This is a genomic window from Pseudomonas sp. NFACC41-3 (assembly GCF_900109505.1).
Classification (GTDB): Bacteria; Pseudomonadota; Gammaproteobacteria; order Pseudomonadales; family Pseudomonadaceae; genus Aquipseudomonas; species Aquipseudomonas chlororaphis.
On sequence record NZ_FOAE01000007.1, the window covers coordinates 101218 to 115519 of the forward strand.

13 protein-coding genes are annotated in these 14302 nt (G+C 61.6%); 6 read left to right on the forward strand and 7 right to left on the reverse strand.

The window, feature by feature from the left end:
- The first annotated feature begins 21 nt into the window (after nucleotides 1–21).
- Entirely contained in the window at nucleotides 22–294 is a 273-nt protein-coding gene (locus BMY68_RS28240) for a PA4570 family protein (protein WP_009045712.1), read from the forward strand.
- A 98-nt stretch (nucleotides 295–392) separates the two neighbouring features.
- On the opposite strand, the gene BMY68_RS28245 is transcribed toward BMY68_RS28240, so the two are convergent.
- From BMY68_RS28245 to BMY68_RS28255, 3 genes are all read right to left on the reverse strand, one after another.
- Entirely contained in the window at nucleotides 393–1010 is a 618-nt protein-coding gene (locus tag BMY68_RS28245; protein WP_007924751.1) for a BamJ family beta-barrel-assembly machinery protein, read from the reverse strand.
- A gap of 131 nt (nucleotides 1011–1141) precedes the next feature.
- The gene (locus BMY68_RS28250) at nucleotides 1142–1444 is read right to left on the reverse strand and encodes a DUF6482 family protein (protein WP_009045713.1); all 303 of its coding nucleotides are present in this window, start codon (nucleotides 1442–1444) and stop codon (nucleotides 1142–1144) included.
- Nucleotides 1445–1579: 135 nt separating this feature from the next.
- Complete coding sequence (locus tag BMY68_RS28255; RefSeq protein ID WP_062824539.1) at nucleotides 1580–2068, reverse strand: TIGR00645 family protein; 489 nt, start codon at nucleotides 2066–2068, stop codon at nucleotides 1580–1582.
- A 159-nt stretch (nucleotides 2069–2227) separates the two neighbouring features.
- Between BMY68_RS28255 and BMY68_RS28260 the strand changes: the two genes are divergently transcribed.
- Nucleotides 2228–4060 (forward strand): hypothetical protein, encoded by a 1833-nt coding sequence (locus tag BMY68_RS28260; RefSeq protein WP_085534613.1) that lies wholly within the window; start codon nucleotides 2228–2230, stop codon nucleotides 4058–4060.
- A 32-nt stretch (nucleotides 4061–4092) separates the two neighbouring features.
- Here BMY68_RS28260 and BMY68_RS28265 read toward each other — a convergent pair whose 3' ends face one another.
- Together BMY68_RS28265 and BMY68_RS28270 are read right to left on the reverse strand one after the other, a co-directional pair.
- Nucleotides 4093–4404, reverse strand: coding sequence for a PA4575 family protein (locus BMY68_RS28265; protein ID WP_007924756.1), 312 nt, complete (start codon nucleotides 4402–4404; stop codon nucleotides 4093–4095).
- Nucleotides 4405–4614: 210 nt separating this feature from the next.
- Complete coding sequence (locus BMY68_RS28270; protein ID WP_007924759.1) at nucleotides 4615–7053, reverse strand: Lon protease family protein; 2439 nt, start codon at nucleotides 7051–7053, stop codon at nucleotides 4615–4617.
- Nucleotides 7054–7326: 273 nt separating this feature from the next.
- On the opposite strand from BMY68_RS28270, the gene BMY68_RS28275 reads away from it, so the two are divergent.
- From BMY68_RS28275 to BMY68_RS28290, 4 genes are all read left to right on the forward strand, one after another.
- On the forward strand, nucleotides 7327–7815 hold the full coding sequence (locus BMY68_RS28275; protein ID WP_007924760.1) for a DUF3015 domain-containing protein: 489 nt from the start codon (nucleotides 7327–7329) through the stop codon (nucleotides 7813–7815).
- A gap of 94 nt (nucleotides 7816–7909) precedes the next feature.
- On the forward strand, nucleotides 7910–9763 hold the full coding sequence (locus BMY68_RS28280; protein ID WP_085534611.1) for a DUF7840 domain-containing protein: 1854 nt from the start codon (nucleotides 7910–7912) through the stop codon (nucleotides 9761–9763).
- A 94-nt stretch (nucleotides 9764–9857) separates the two neighbouring features.
- Nucleotides 9858–10214: a hypothetical protein gene (locus BMY68_RS28285; RefSeq protein WP_009045718.1), complete on the forward strand. Its 357-nt coding sequence runs from the start codon at nucleotides 9858–9860 to the stop codon at nucleotides 10212–10214.
- Nucleotides 10215–10286: 72 nt separating this feature from the next.
- Nucleotides 10287–10781: a GreA/GreB family elongation factor gene (locus tag BMY68_RS28290; protein ID WP_085534609.1), complete on the forward strand. Its 495-nt coding sequence runs from the start codon at nucleotides 10287–10289 to the stop codon at nucleotides 10779–10781.
- Here BMY68_RS28290 and gdhA read toward each other — a convergent pair.
- Together gdhA and ettA are read right to left on the reverse strand one after the other, a co-directional pair.
- Entirely contained in the window at nucleotides 10778–12115 is a 1338-nt protein-coding gene (gene gdhA, locus BMY68_RS28295) for an NADP-specific glutamate dehydrogenase (RefSeq protein ID WP_085534607.1), read from the reverse strand. The genes BMY68_RS28290 and gdhA overlap by 4 nt on opposite strands.
- 372 nt (nucleotides 12116–12487) lie before the next feature.
- Nucleotides 12488–14152: an energy-dependent translational throttle protein EttA gene (gene ettA / locus BMY68_RS28300; protein WP_009045721.1), complete on the reverse strand. Its 1665-nt coding sequence runs from the start codon at nucleotides 14150–14152 to the stop codon at nucleotides 12488–12490.
- Nucleotides 14153–14302: the final 150 nt, after the last annotated feature.

Here is a 14302-nt window from a genome sequence, read left to right on the forward strand (position 1 = left end):
TCCATCAAGGAGATGAGACTCATGACTTATTTGATCGACGCATGGCTGGACCGCCCACACCCTTACCTGAGAATCCTGCATCGGGAAACCGGGGAAGTCTGTGCGGTACTGGAAGAAGAAGCCTTGAACGAGCTGCAGGATCAGGGCGACCTGGACCTCAACGGCCTGAGTTCCAGCGAGCCGGTGGTGCTCAAGGAACTGGTGCGCAACCTGTTTCTGTTCTGCTATGCGCGGGCCTTGCGCCCTGCTGGAACAGCGGAAGGGCAAGGCCTGAGCGCAAAAATACGTCTATGACCCCACCTGACCCCTCTGCCAAGGCAAGCCTTCTCGCGATTCGTACACCGCAAACACGGCGTATGGATCGCGAGCAAGCTCAACCCGGCAACTGAGGCTTACAGAACGTCGAGCAGCTCGACGTCAAACACCAGAACGCTGTGCGGCGGGATGCTGCCAACACCTTGCGCGCCGTAAGCCAGCTCGCTCGGCACGTACAGACGCCATTTGCTACCGGCATTCATCAGTTGCAGCGCCTCGGTCCAGCCAGCGATCACGCCGCCGACCGGGAATTCCGCAGGCTGGCCGCGCTCGTAGGAACTGTCGAACACAGTGCCGTCGATCAGGGTGCCGTGGTAGTGGGTACGCACGCTGTCTTCACGGGATGGCTTGGCGCCTTCGCCCTGGGTCAGCACTTCGAACTGCAGGCCGGAGGCCAGAGTGGTGATGCCTTCACGCTTGGCGTTTTCAGCCAGGAAAGCCAGGCCCGCGCCAGCAGCGGCTTCAGCCTTGGCAGCGGCTTCGGCCTGCATGATTTCGCGGATCACCTTGAAGCTGGCGGACATTTCTTCCTGGCCTACACGGCTAGGCTTGCCGGCGAACGCGTCGGTCAGGCCAGCCAGGATGGCGTCCAGGCTCACGCCCGGTGGCGGGTTGTCACGCAGCTGGTCGCCCAGCTGACGGCCGATACCGTAGCTGACGCGGGTTTCGTCGGTGGACAGATTTACTTCGGACATGACACTGCTCCGCTGTGCGGACGGCTCGGAAATCCGCCGTGCGTACACAGCGCATCCCGGGACGCCCGGAACCAAAAGGGCGAGCAGACTAGCACAGATGCCATGGCGATGATGAACGTGCGTCCCGCCTGTCAGGCCGAGCGGACGGCGAGGGGCACCCGCAGGCTGTCATCGGTACCGGCCGAGAGGCCACACATCTCGTCATGCACTGAGGCATGGATCAGGTTGAAGGGCAGCTTGGGAAAGGCGTGCAGCACTTCCCGGGCATGCTCCACCGAACGCAGATGCAACATCTGACCGTGGGCGTCGCTCAACGGATAGGCCGCCCCATGCATCCGCGCCTCGAGCAGATAGATGCCGCCTTCGAGGGAGATCAGGTTCAGCTCGTCGATTTTTCCGGCGACGGCATAAGCATTCAACTCGTGCAGGTTCATGAGTGCACCTCGCGCAGTTCAAGCCCTTGACCCTTACAGGGATATGCCTCGGCCCGTAAAAGCACAAGCCACAAACGACACCGCCCGTCCGTTTCACAACGGCCGGGCGGCGCGGCTACAGCGGTGATCAGGTGATCAGTGCTTGGTCAGCTTGTCCAGGTAGCCCATGGCGAAGGCCGAAATCACGAAGGTCATGTGGATGATCACGTACCACATCAGGTACTGCGGCTCGATGTTCTTCGCATCCATGAATACCCGCAGCAGATGGATCGAGGAGATCGCCACGATGGACGCGGCCACCTTCATCTTCAGCGAGGAGGAGTCCATCTTGCCCAGCCAGTTGAGCTTTTCCTTGTCCTCGTCAATGTCCAGCTGAGACACGAAGTTCTCGTAGCCGGAGATCATCACCATCACCAACAGGCCACCCACCAGCGCCATGTCGATCAACGACAGCAGCACCAGGATCAGATCGGACTCGGCCATGGTGAACACGTTGGGAATGACGTGGAAGACTTCCTGGAAGAACTTCAGGGCCAGGGCCAGCAGCCCCAACGACAGACCAAAGTAGATCGGCGCCAGCAGCCAGCGCGAGGCGTACATTGCATTCTCGATAAAACGTTCCATTGAATCTCACACAGGTCTGAAAACGGCGGCGAGTATATCAGCCGCCCAAAAGCCCATAAACCGCAACGAAATCCATTACCTGCGCGTCTGTCAAAGCGTTTTCTGCTAGTGTCGCAAGCACGTGAACAGCTCAATGACATCGGACAGGAAGCCTGGAGAATGGATTTGCGATTGCCTTTGGCGGGTACCGGCCTGTGTATCGCGGTACTGCTCAGCAGCGGCTGCTCGCCCAGCGACGAGAAGCAGCAAGTCAGCCTGGAACAGAAAACCGCACAGTTCGAACAATCCCTGGATGCTATCCAGGACCCCAAGCTCAAGGACGCCATCGCTGACCTGGGCGGTTCGCTGTTACTGCTCGAACGCGCGCAACTGCGGCTCCAGAACAAGCCCATCGAGACCGAATACGGCGATGACGCCCTGGCCCTGCTCAAGCACTACCCCAGCCCGCAGGCACTGGTCGACACCTACCTCAACGGCCTGTTCGTACTGCGCAAGACCTCCAACTCCGACTACCTGACCGACCTGCAGCCGGTGTTTCCCTTCAGCTTCAACATGCCGGCGCAATTCCCCTTCCCCCACGGCCTGGAATGGCAGTCCGTGACCCTGAGCAACGGCAAGGTCATCGCCTTCCAGCCCGAATGGTCGGAAACCGATCCCGGCATCCAGTTGAGCCCGTCCAGTTCCAACCTGACCAACCCGGATGACCTGACGGTGACCTACCCGTTCATCGAAGGCCTGGAAGTCGAAAACAAGAACCAGCCCCAACCCGTGACGCTGCAAGGCAAGGCCGAAGTGATCGCGCCACACCAGGTCCTCACCTTCGAACTGGGCAAGGCCGATATCGGCAAGCAACGCAGCGACAAGAATGTCAGCGTGAAACTGTTGTCCCTGGACAAGAACAGCGCCGAAATCGAGTTGACCAACAGCGCCCCACTGTCGCCCGAACTCAGCGAGACGCCGCTCAACCCATTGCTGGTGCAGGCACGGGATACTACCGGGCAGATCCTTTCGCGCTCCGGGTCGATCAACGAAAACAGCCAACAGATCGCCTTCTACACCAAACAGCTCAGCGAAATGCAGAAGCAGAAGGCCTGGAGCCAAGCGTTCGAGCAGCAGCTTGAAAATGAGCGCAAAGCCTTCGAGCGCGAACAGCACAGCCATTACACCAAGGTGTATTTCAACGGCCTGATCGACAAGCTCGAAGTCAATGTGCTGGATTTCTCTGGAGCCACCATCACCCGCAAAGACCTCAATCTGCCGGTGCGGCGCTTCGACCCTCTGACCACCGACAGCAAGATCCAGCCCCTGCCCATGCCGGTAGTGGTGTATGACGATCAGGCTCCGAACTACCTCAAGGGCGCCAACCTCGACCAAGAAACCTTGAAGAAAAGCGTGGTCGTTCATCAATCCACCGAGGACGCCAGCGCGGCGCGGATCGAGTTCGACCACCCGAGAACCTTCAATGACGAGTTGCTGGGCACGTCCTTCTCCACCGGCGACAGCCCCGTGACCTTCTTCACCCAGAACGAAAACGGCAAACGCGGTGAGCCCATCGAACTGCCATCGGAGGCAGTCGAGGTCGATCCGATGCGCAGCTCGATCACTTACGACCTGACTCTGTTCCCGGAAACCCCGGCTTACGCCGTCGGTTCGATCCCGCTGTTCCTGGCCAGCATCGAGAAGAAAGCCCTGCCCGTCAGCCAGCTGCCCAAAGGCCTGGAGCTGCGGGGCAATGCGCTGATCGTCGACCAGCGCCTGTTCCCGTCCGAGGCCTGGCGTTTCTATGCCAAGGACGCCAGCGGTCAGTACCTGAAGGAGATTCTTGCGGTCAGCCATGAGGCGCCGGCAAACGGCCCGGCCTTGTTCGACGTGCATTACTTCTATGGACAGCCCACCGAGCTGGAAACCTACCAGCGCAGCGAACTCAACACCGTCGAATATGGCTTTGAGGTCAAGCTCGACAAGCTGGAGAACCCACCACCCGCCGAGTAGGACTCAGCGGTAGGGATTAACGGGAGATTGCGTCAATGACGGCAGCGTTCGCCATTGATCTGCCGTAGTTGCGCCTGAAGGTGCAGGCACCAGATCTGCGGATCGTCGGCCAGCTCATAACCATGGGTGGTCAGGCTTTCGACGATGGAATCAAGGATGGATTCGGCCACGCTGGGACCGCAGAAAGGTCCCTGGGCCTTGATGGCCGAAGGTTGCTCGCCGGCCATTCCGGCCGCGAACAGTAGGGTCCACATTCCGTTATCTCCCGCCAGCGGGCGGATACTGCATTCGATACGGGTGACCAGGCCAAGACACTGGCGGGTAAGGCAGAGGTTGCGCGACATGGCGGCGACCCTCGGTAGATCCGGTATTCAGCCCTCATGTGAAGACTGTTTCGATCCAGTGACGACTGTCGTTCTCCTTGCCTGAGAATAGGAAGAAAAGCCTGAGAAGCAAAGTTGACCGGCTGAACAGGCGCCGAATGGTCTATTCGCGAAAGTTGACGCCAGCGGACCGGCGCCGCGACGAAGGCCGAGCCCTCGTCGCGGCAAGGCTCATGCCGGCTTGGTTTGCGCCAATGCTTCTTGCGCCTGCTCTTTTTCCGCTTCCTTGAGGTCCTCCTCGCTGACCATTTCAGCGATGACCCGCAGGCGCTCCACCACCCGCGCGTTGACGCTGCCTTCCGGGAACTGGCCATCCGCATCCGGCTCGCCCGCGGGCTCGCCGACCAGCAGGCTCAGGGCCTCGTCAGCCTGGCGCACGGCATACACGTGGAATTGCCCGGCGCGGACCGCCGCCAGCACCTTCTCATCGAGCATCAGGGTGGCGACGTTGGCGTGAGGAATGATCGCACCTTGCTCGCCCGTCAGGCCCCGAGCTTCGCAGAGGCGGAAGAAGCCTTCGATCTTCTCGTTGACCCCGCCAACCGCCTGCACTTCGCCGAACTGGTTGATCGATCCGGTAATGGCAAAGCATTGCTTGAGCGGGGTTTTCGACAAGGCCGAGATCAGCGTGCACGCCTCGCCCAGCGACGCACTGTCGCCATCGACATAACCGTAGGATTGCTCCAGCGCGATGCTCGCCGAGATCGCCAGGGGGAATTCCTGGGCGTAACGACTGCCCAGGTAGCCGGTGAGGATCATCACGCCCTTGGAGTGAATCGGCTGGCCGAGATTGACCTCGCGCTCGATGTCGACGATACCGCTGCCTCCCGGATAGACCGTGGCGGAAATCCGCGCCGGCACGCCAAAGGCCGAGTCGCCTACTTCCAGCACGGTCAGTCCGTTGCACTTGCCTACCGCAGCGCCATCGGTGTCGATCAGGATGATCCCCGCCAGCATGTCATCGAGAATCCGCGCCGAGACCCGCCCGGTGCGTGTGGCCTTGGCTTTGAGTGCCCGTTCGATGTGCCCGGCATCAGTCATCTCGTCCGAGGCCAGGTGACGGATGAAGTCCGCCTCGCTGACCAGCTGGAACAGATCGCCAATACGCGCCGACAAGCGCCCCTGGTGCTCCGCCAGCCGGGCGCTGTAGGTCGCCAGGCGCGCCACCGCGTCCGCGGTCAGCGGTGCCATGCCTTCTTCGGAAGTGCGGGTCTTCAGCAGCTGGGCGAACTGTTCGAGGCTCTCGTCCACCATCGGGATGTCTTCGTCGAAATCCACCAGCACGCGGAACATTTCCTGGAAGTCCGGATCCAGGTCCTGCAGCGTGTAGTACAGCTGGCGGGCACCGATGATCACGACCTTGACCTGCAACGGGATGTGTTGCGGGGTCAGGGTCACGGTGGCCAGGCGCCCCAGTTCGCCCAGCGGCGACTCCATCTTCAGCTTGCGCGATTGCAGGGCCCGCTTGAGAGCATCCCAGACAAAGGGTTCGCTGAGCATCTTCTCGGCTTCGAGAATCAGGAAACCGCCATTGGCCCGATGCAGGGCACCCGGACGCAACTGCCGGTAAGTGGTGTAGAGCGCGCCCTGATCGGTGCTGTATTCGATGCGGCCAAACAGGTTGTCGTAGGTCGGGTGCGGCTCGAACACCACCGGCGCGCCGCCACTGGCCGGGTGGCCGACCACCAGGCTCGGGCCGTACTGTTCTTCCAGCAGCTTGCGGGCCACGGCGTCGGTCTTGCTGTCGTCCACCAGTTGCTCGACCACGGTCTTGAGCAGGTACACCTGCATGGCTTGCAGGTAGCCACACACACCGGCGTTTTCCGCGTACTTCTCGGACAGCGGCGCCAGCAGCGGCTGCAAGGCCAGGGTGATGGTTTCTTCGTTGAGGTGACGCAGCTGGTTGCTCGACTCGCGCTTCCACTGCGGCAGGCTCGCCAGTTCTTCGTTGAGGCGCTCTTCCAGGGCGGAAATGTCCTCGTGGAAACGTTCGCGATCGGCTTCGGGCAATTGCGCGAACTCGGCCTCGTCCAGCGCCTTGCCGTCGAGCATCGGGGTGAAGGCGATATTGCTGCTGTCGCGGTACAGCGCGACGTCCTTCTCCAGCGCCAGGCGCTCGATAACGTCGAGGGCACGGTCGTAACGCTGGTTGAACGCGCGGTCGATGGCGCTTTTCTTCTGTTGATAGGACGGATGCTCGAAGACCGCCGGAAAGGTCGCCAGCAGATTGTCGATCAGGCCGTTGATGTCACTGATGAACGCACCCGCGGCCCCCGAAGGCAGCTCCAGCGCGCGAGGCTCGCGCGGCTCATCGAAATTGTTGACGTAGACCCAGTCGGACGGGGTCTGCAGACGTTTGCCTTCAGCCTTCAGGTAGCGTTTGACGAAAGAGAAGCGGCCAGTGCCGGGCTCGCCCATGACAAAGACGTTGTAACCGGGGCGTGGCATGGCCACACCGAACTGCAAGGCTTCGACCGCACGTTCCTGGCCAAGCACACCGCGAAAGGGCTCCAAATCATTGGTGGTCGAGAAGCTGAACTGTTCAGCGGAAAACGGACGGGTCAGCGCTTCGGGCGCTAGACGCAAGCTGGCAGCAACAGGATCAGGCATCGGGCTTCCTTACATCAGGCGGGGCAGATGGGGCATTCTGGCGCCGGGTACAGCGGCTGGCAAGGCGCGACGCAGCGAAAGCGCGGACAGATCCCTGGTCCCACGCAGACAGCATAAAAACCGTCTATTTCAAGGAATGTCATGCAAAAAAACACGGAACCCTTGGAATCTGCCTAAACTCCAAGCTGCGCGGCTGGACTAATAACCGGCCCACTGGCGCCGACATGGGCCAGAACCCTTGTCCATTGGTTTGCACACAAAGAGAACAAAGCTATGAAACGGATTCTTCTCGGTACTCTCTTCACCGCTGTTTCCATCAATGCAATGGCCCAAGCGCCAGGCGGTCCGGATTGTGGGTGGGGCAACCTGCTGTTCGAAGGACAGCGCGGCACTCCGGCTCACTTCCTGGCCTCTACCACCAACGGCACCTCCGGTAACGCGACCTTCGGTATGACTTCCGGCACCAACGGCTGCTCGACCAACAGCGCGCTGACTTACGGCGGCAAATCCTGGTTTGCCATGAATGGCATGATGAACGAGCTCTCCGAAGACATGGCCAAAGGTGAAGGCGAAGCGCTGACCACCTACGCCGTGGTCCTGGGCGTCGCTCCTGAAGACCGCGCGCACTTCGCCGCAGTCACCCACGAGCACTTCCAGCAGATCTTCAGCAAAGCCGACGTGACCGCGGAAGATGTGCACACCAACACCCTGGCCGTGCTGAAAAGCGATGCACGCCTGGCCAAGTACGCCACCCCGGCTTAATCTCGACCCGCCCGCTCTTTTCGAGGAGCGGGCTTTTGTTTTTCGGACATGACCCCTCCCGGGTCTTTGTTTTTTCCGACTCAAGTTGCCCACCATGCTCAAACGCCTTGCCTCCCTGGCGCTCTGTGTCTGCGCCCCGCTGTCCGCCGCGCCACAAATCGACCACTCACGTTTGCAGCAACTGGCCAGCGATCCGTTCTGGATTTCCCTTGGCCACTACGAAACCGCCAAGCTCGGTGGCTGGCGCAGTTATGTCAGCGACCCGAAATTTTTCCTCGCCAAAGACGGCGCCGAACACCCCGACGCCGAACTCAAGGCCACCCTTGACGCGCTCTACGCCCCCGCCGGCAGCGGCAACCAGCATGCTCAATGCGTGTACCCCGCCCGCACCCGCTGGCTCAAGGCCCAGCTGCGCCTGAGCGATCTGCCGGCGGTGGACTGCAATGAGTTCAACCAGTGGTTCAAGGACGTCTCGCCCCACAGCACGGTGATGATTTTCCCGGCGGCTTACCTGAACAGCCCGTCGTCGATGTTCGGCCATACCCTGCTGCGCATCGACCAGGCCGACGTACAAAGCAACCACACCGCCCTGCTCAGCTACGCGATCAACTTCGGCGCCTACATCGAAGGCTCGGACAACAGCATTCTCTATGCCTGGAAAGGCCTGATGGGTGGCTATCCCGGCCTGTTCGCCCTGGTGCCCTACCAGGAAAAGCTCTCGGAATACCGCAGCCTGGAAAACCGCGACCTGTGGGAATACCGGCTGAACCTGACCCAGGCCGAAACCGAACGCATGGTCGAGCACGTCTGGGAACTGAAGCAGATCAAGTTCGACTACTTCTTCTTCGACGAGAACTGCTCCTACCGCTTGCTCGAGCTGCTGCAAGTAGCCCGTCCGAGCCTGCGCCTGACCGGGCAATTCCCGTTGACGGCGATTCCTACCGACACCGTCAAGGCGGTGAAGGAAGCCGGCCTGGTGGAGAAGATCGAGTACCGCCCGTCCCGCGAACGTGAGCTGCTCGAGCGCGCCAAGCCGCTGAGCAGCGACGAACAGCAATGGGTGCTGAAGGTCAGCGCCGACCAGCAACAGTTGCAGGAGCCCGCCTTCAAGGCCCTGCCACGGGACCGCCAGGCGTTGATCATCGATGCGGCCTATCGCCTTGAGCGCTACCGGGCCAACGGCCAGGAGCGCGATCCGCAACGGGCGCAGCGCAGTTTCGAGCTGTTGCGGGCGATCAACCGCAACCCGCCGCCCGAACTGTCCATCGAGCGCCCTGGCCTGCCGGAAGACGGCCATGAATCGCGCACCTGGCAGGTCGGCGTGGGCACCCGCGGCGACCAGGCCTTTGGCGAATACGGGCTGCGCATGGCCTATCACGACCTCAATGACAACGCCGAAGGTTTCCCCTTGGGCGCACAGATCGAAATCCTGCAAATGAAACTGCGCCAGTACGAAGGCAACCACTGGCAGCTGCAGCAACTGGACCTGGCGACCATTCGTTCGCTGACGCCGCGTAACGAACTGCTGCAACCCTGGTCCTGGCAGGTCACCGGCGGCCTGGAGCGGGTGCCGGGCAAACACGACGATGAAACCCTGGTCAGCCATGTCAACGGTGGCGGTGGCGGCACCTGGCAGCTCACCGAGAACATGCTCGGCTTCGCCCTGGGCACCGTGCGCGTCGAGCACAACGCCGATTTCGCCGGTTTCATCACCCCGGCGGCCGGCTTCAACACCGGCCTGCTGTGGAAAAATCCGTTGGGCAACTTCAGCGTCGAAGCCAAGGGCGATTACTTCACCAATGGCGAGGTGCGCCGCAGCCTGAGCCTCAACCAGCAATGGGAGCTGTCGCGCAACCTGGGCCTGCGCCTGAGCGCCCAGCGCGAGTTCAGCCACCTGGCCACGGCGGAAAACGAGGTGATGCTGGAACTGAAGTGGTACCACTACTGACGCCCGGTAGCATTCTTGCCGCGCTTTCACAGACCACTGACGAATCCCCTTCTAGACTTTCTCTATCAGCCGTTCAGCGGCGTGGGAGTCAGAGATGTGGCGGTATGCGGTAGTGGCAGCGTTGCTGGCGTTGATGACCGGTTGTGAGACGACCCACGAGCAGTTGCTCAAGCAAGGTTATCCACCGGCCTTCGCCGACGGCTTCGATGATGGCTGCGCCAGCGGTCGCCAGGCCGCCGGGGCGATCAACGGCGAATTTCGCAAGAATGTGCCGCGCTACCTCAAGGACCCGCAATACGCCGAGGGCTGGAGCGACGGCTTTCGCCAGTGCCAGGCCATGCTGGAAAACCAGGACCGCAACGATTATCGGGAGCGTCACTGGGACGAACGCGAACGCGCCTGGCAAGAAGAAAAAGACCGCGACGCCGCGAGAGCCTATCGCTCACAGTAAGTCGCTTTCAGGCATGGCCCGAAACCAAAAGGCTGCGACCATGGCCCAAACCTCCATTACGGGAAAACGCCCATGAGCCGAGCCTTCGTCAATGAGGAACTGACTGCCGCCCAGGCCGACCAACCAGTGGAACGGCAGATCAGCGCGCAGCCCAACTACGTCACCCCGCAGGGCCTGAGCGAACTGCAAGCCAAGGTCGCGTTCCTGCAAACCCGGCACAACGAACAATCGGCGCTGGGCGACCAGGCGGACCCACAGCAGCTGGCCGATATCGAGCGCGATCTGCGCTACTTCAACCAGCGCCTGCAAAGCGCCCAGGTGGTTCCCCAGGCAACATCGCGGTCGAAAGTGCAGATCGGCAGCCGGGTCGTCTTCGCCGACGAGCACGGCACCGAGCAGTGTGTGCAACTGGTGGGAGAGGATCAGGCCGATGTCGCCAAGGGCCTGATCAATTGGGACTCGCCGCTGGGCCGGGCGCTGCTGGGCACCCAGCTTGGCGATGAAGTGCTGTGGCAGCGGCCGGCGGGCGATCAACTGATCGAGGTGATCCGCATCGACCCGGCTTAAACCACGCCCTGGGCCAGCATGGCATCGGCGACCTTGACGAAGCCGGCGATGTTGGCCCCTTTGACGTAGTTGATCCGGCCGTTTTCTTCGCCGTAATGCACGCAGGCGTGGTGGATCGACTGCATGATGCCGTGCAGCTTGCTGTCCACCTCGCCGGCGCTCCACAGCAGGCGCATGGCGTTCTGCGACATCTCCAACCCGCTGACCGCCACGCCCCCGGCGTTGGACGCCTTGCCCGGGGCGAACAGAATGCCGGCCTCGATAAAGATATCCACAGCCTCCAGGGTGGTCGGCATGTTCGCCCCTTCAGCCACGCACATGCAGCCATTGCGCAGCAGCGCGCGTGCCGACTCGGCGTCCAGTTCGTTCTGGGTGGCGCACGGCAGCGCGATGTCGCACGGCAGCGCCCAGGGGTGCTGTCCGGCAAGGAACTCGAGGTTGAACCGGGTCGCCAGCTCGCTGATGCGCCCACGCTTGACGTTCTTCAGTTCCAGCACCGCCTGCCATTGCTCCTCGGTCAGCCCGGCCTCGCAGTACAGCGTGCCTTCGGAGTCCGACAGGGAGATCACCTTGCCGCCCAGGTCCATGACCTTGCGCGCGGCGTATTGCGCCACGTTGCCGGAGCCGGAAATCGCCACGCGCTTGCCCTCCACCCGCTCGTCACGGCGCTTGAGCATTTCTTCGGCGAAGTACACGCAGCCAAAGCCGGTAGCCTCCGGACGGATCAGGCTGCCGCCGTAACTCATGCCCTTGCCGGTCAGCACCGAAGTGAACTGATTGCTCAGGCGCTTGTACTGGCCGAACAGGAAGCCGATTTCCCGGGCACCCACGCCGATATCCCCCGCTGGCACGTCCACGTCCGAACCGATATGGCGATACAACTCGCTCATGAAGGCCTGGCAGAAACGCATCACCTCGGCGTCGCTCTTGCCCTTCGGATCGAAGTCCGAGCCGCCTTTGCCGCCGCCCATGGGCAGCGAAGTCAGGGAGTTCTTGAAGGTCTGCTCGAAGGCGAGGAATTTCAGCACCCCCAGATTGACCGAAGGGTGGAAGCGCAAACCGCCCTTGTACGGGCCGATAGCACTGTTCATCTGGATGCGGAACCCGCGATTGACCTGGACCTTGCCCTGATCGTCGACCCACGACACACGAAACACCACCGCCCGCTCCGGCTCACAGATGCGCTCGAGAATGCCCGAGGTCAGGTAATGCGGGTTAGCCTCCAGGAACGGCCACAGGCTGCGCAGCACCTCTTCCACCGCCTGGTGGAATTCAGGCTGGTCCGGGTCGCGCTTTTTCAGGCGGGCGAGGAAGTCTTCGACGGATTCGATCATGGGAAAGTCTCGGCAAATTTATTGTCGTTAACGCAGATTTGTCCGGGACTTTAGCAACTCGAACAGCACCATGACAGCGCAAAATGTCGCAGTTATGAATTTAAATGGTGCAATAGATATAAATATTCGGCTGTTTTCGGCCTTTTACGCACCATTCAAGGGATTAAAACCGCAGGTCTCGCCCCATGTTGGGCAACCTAAAAATCGGCGATGCCAGTCAGGGCGCATCGCGAGCAAGCTCGCTCCTACAAGAACGACACAGCCCCTGTAGGAGCGAGCTTGCTCGAGATAAGAGCCACAGGCTCCACCTGGAAACACGCGCAAAAAAAACGGAGCCCGAAGGCTCCGTTTCTTTCAAGCAACCGGCCCGGATCAGGCCAGTTTCTTGTAACGCACGCGGTGCGGTTGGGCTGCCGCGTCGCCGAGGCGCTTCTTGCGATCGGCTTCGTACTCGGTGTAGTTGCCTTCGAAGAACACCGCTTGCGAGTCGTCTTCGTACGCCAGGATGTGGGTCGCGACACGGTCAAGGAACCACCGGTCGTGGGAGATCACAATGGCGGCGCCCGGGAAGTCCAGCAGGGCTTCTTCCAGGGAACGCAGGGTTTCGACGTCGAGGTCGTTGGACGGTTCGTCGAGCAGCAGGACGTTGCCGCCCTCTTTCAGGGTCAGGGCCAGGTGCAGGCGGCCACGCTCACCACCGGACAGGTCCTTGACGAACTTCTGCTGGTCGCCGCCCTTGAAGTTGAAACGGCCGACGTAGGTACGCGACGGGATCTCGTAGTTGCCGATGCGGATCTGGTCGGAACCGTCGGAGATCTGCTGGAACACAGTCTTGCTGCCGTCCAGGTCTTCGCGGCTTTGATCCACGCAAGCCAGCTGCACGGTTTCGCCGACTTCGATGCTGCCCGAGTCCGGCGTTTCCTTGCCCATCAGCATGCGGAACAGGGTGGACTTACCGGCACCGTTACCGCCGATCACGCCGACGATGGCGCCTTTTGGCATGGAGAACGACAGGTTGTCGATCAGCACGCGATCGCCGTAGCCCTTGGTGACGTTCTTGAACTCGATGACCTTGTCGCCCAGGCGCGGACCGGCCGGGATGTAGATCTCGTTGGTCTCGCTGCGCTTCTGGAATTCCTGCGATTGCATTTCTTCGAAGCGGGCCAGACGGGCCTTGGATTTCGACTGGCGAGCCTTGGCGCCCTTGCGCACCCACTCCAGCTCTTCCTTCATGGCCTTTTCATGGGCCGACTGCTGTTTGGACTCCTGGGCCAGACGATCGGACTTGGCTTCCAGCCAGCCCGAATAGTTGCCCTCGTAAGGAATGCCGGCGCCGCGGTCGAGCTCGAGGATCCAGCCGGCGACGTTGTCCAGGAAGTAACGGTCGTGCGTGATCGCAACCACGGTGCCCGGGAAATCATGGAGGAAGTGTTCCAGCCAGGCCACGGAATCGGCGTCCAGGTGGTTGGTCGGTTCGTCGAGCAGCAGCATGTCCGGGGCGGACAGCAGCAGGCGGCACAGGGCCACGCGACGTTTTTCACCACCGGACAGGTGTTCGACCTTGGCGTCCCAGGCCGGCAGGCGCAGCGCATCGGCGGCGACTTCCAGCTGGCGCTCCAGGTTGTGGCCATCGCTGGCCTGCAGGATCGCTTCGAGCTTGGCCTGTTCGGCGGCCAGCTTGTCGAAGTCGGCATCCGGATCGGCGTAGGCCGCGTAGACCTCGTCCAGGCGCGCCTGGGCGTCCTTGATCACGCTGACCGCTTCCTCGACCACTTCACGCACGGTCTTGGTCGGATCCAGCTGAGGCTCCTGGGGCAGGTAGCCGATGTTCAGCTCGGGCATCGGACGGGCTTCGCCCTCGAACTCGGTGTCGACGCCAGCCATGATTTTCAGCAGGGTGGACTTACCCGAACCGTTGAGGCCCAGCACGCCGATCTTGGCGCCCGGGAAGAACGACAGAGAGATGTTTTTCAGGATTTCCCGCTTCGGCGGAACAACTTTTCCCAGCCGATGCATGGTGAAGACGTATTGAGCCATGATGAACCTAGCGTCAGTGACTGATGAATGGAGAGCGGGCGAAGCCCGGGCCAGGCCATGCGCGGCGCCGGCATTTGATCGCGATCAATGCCTGCGTACGGAAAAAGCCTGATTGTCTGGAGCTGGAGCGCTCCCGCGTAACCGGCAAAG

What these genes read in the sequence shown, in the direction of transcription:
- BMY68_RS28240 (WP_009045712.1), top strand. Translation starts at nt 22, where the DNA reads ATGACTTATTTGATCGACGCATGGCTGGACCGCCCACACCCTTACCTG.
- BMY68_RS28245 (WP_007924751.1), bottom strand. Translation starts at nt 1,010, where the DNA reads ATGTCCGAAGTAAATCTGTCCACCGACGAAACCCGCGTCAGCTACGGT.
- BMY68_RS28250 (WP_009045713.1), bottom strand. Translation starts at nt 1,444, where the DNA reads ATGAACCTGCACGAGTTGAATGCTTATGCCGTCGCCGGAAAAATCGAC.
- BMY68_RS28255 (WP_062824539.1), bottom strand. Translation starts at nt 2,068, where the DNA reads ATGGAACGTTTTATCGAGAATGCAATGTACGCCTCGCGCTGGCTGCTG.
- BMY68_RS28260 (WP_085534613.1), top strand. Translation starts at nt 2,228, where the DNA reads ATGGATTTGCGATTGCCTTTGGCGGGTACCGGCCTGTGTATCGCGGTA.
- BMY68_RS28265 (WP_007924756.1), bottom strand. Translation starts at nt 4,404, where the DNA reads ATGTCGCGCAACCTCTGCCTTACCCGCCAGTGTCTTGGCCTGGTCACC.
- BMY68_RS28270 (WP_007924759.1), bottom strand. Translation starts at nt 7,053, where the DNA reads ATGCCTGATCCTGTTGCTGCCAGCTTGCGTCTAGCGCCCGAAGCGCTG.
- BMY68_RS28275 (WP_007924760.1), top strand. Translation starts at nt 7,327, where the DNA reads ATGAAACGGATTCTTCTCGGTACTCTCTTCACCGCTGTTTCCATCAAT.
- BMY68_RS28280 (WP_085534611.1), top strand. Translation starts at nt 7,910, where the DNA reads ATGCTCAAACGCCTTGCCTCCCTGGCGCTCTGTGTCTGCGCCCCGCTG.
- BMY68_RS28285 (WP_009045718.1), top strand. Translation starts at nt 9,858, where the DNA reads ATGTGGCGGTATGCGGTAGTGGCAGCGTTGCTGGCGTTGATGACCGGT.
- BMY68_RS28290 (WP_085534609.1), top strand. Translation starts at nt 10,287, where the DNA reads ATGAGCCGAGCCTTCGTCAATGAGGAACTGACTGCCGCCCAGGCCGAC.
- gdhA (WP_085534607.1), bottom strand. Translation starts at nt 12,115, where the DNA reads ATGATCGAATCCGTCGAAGACTTCCTCGCCCGCCTGAAAAAGCGCGAC.
- ettA (WP_009045721.1), bottom strand. Translation starts at nt 14,152, where the DNA reads ATGGCTCAATACGTCTTCACCATGCATCGGCTGGGAAAAGTTGTTCCG.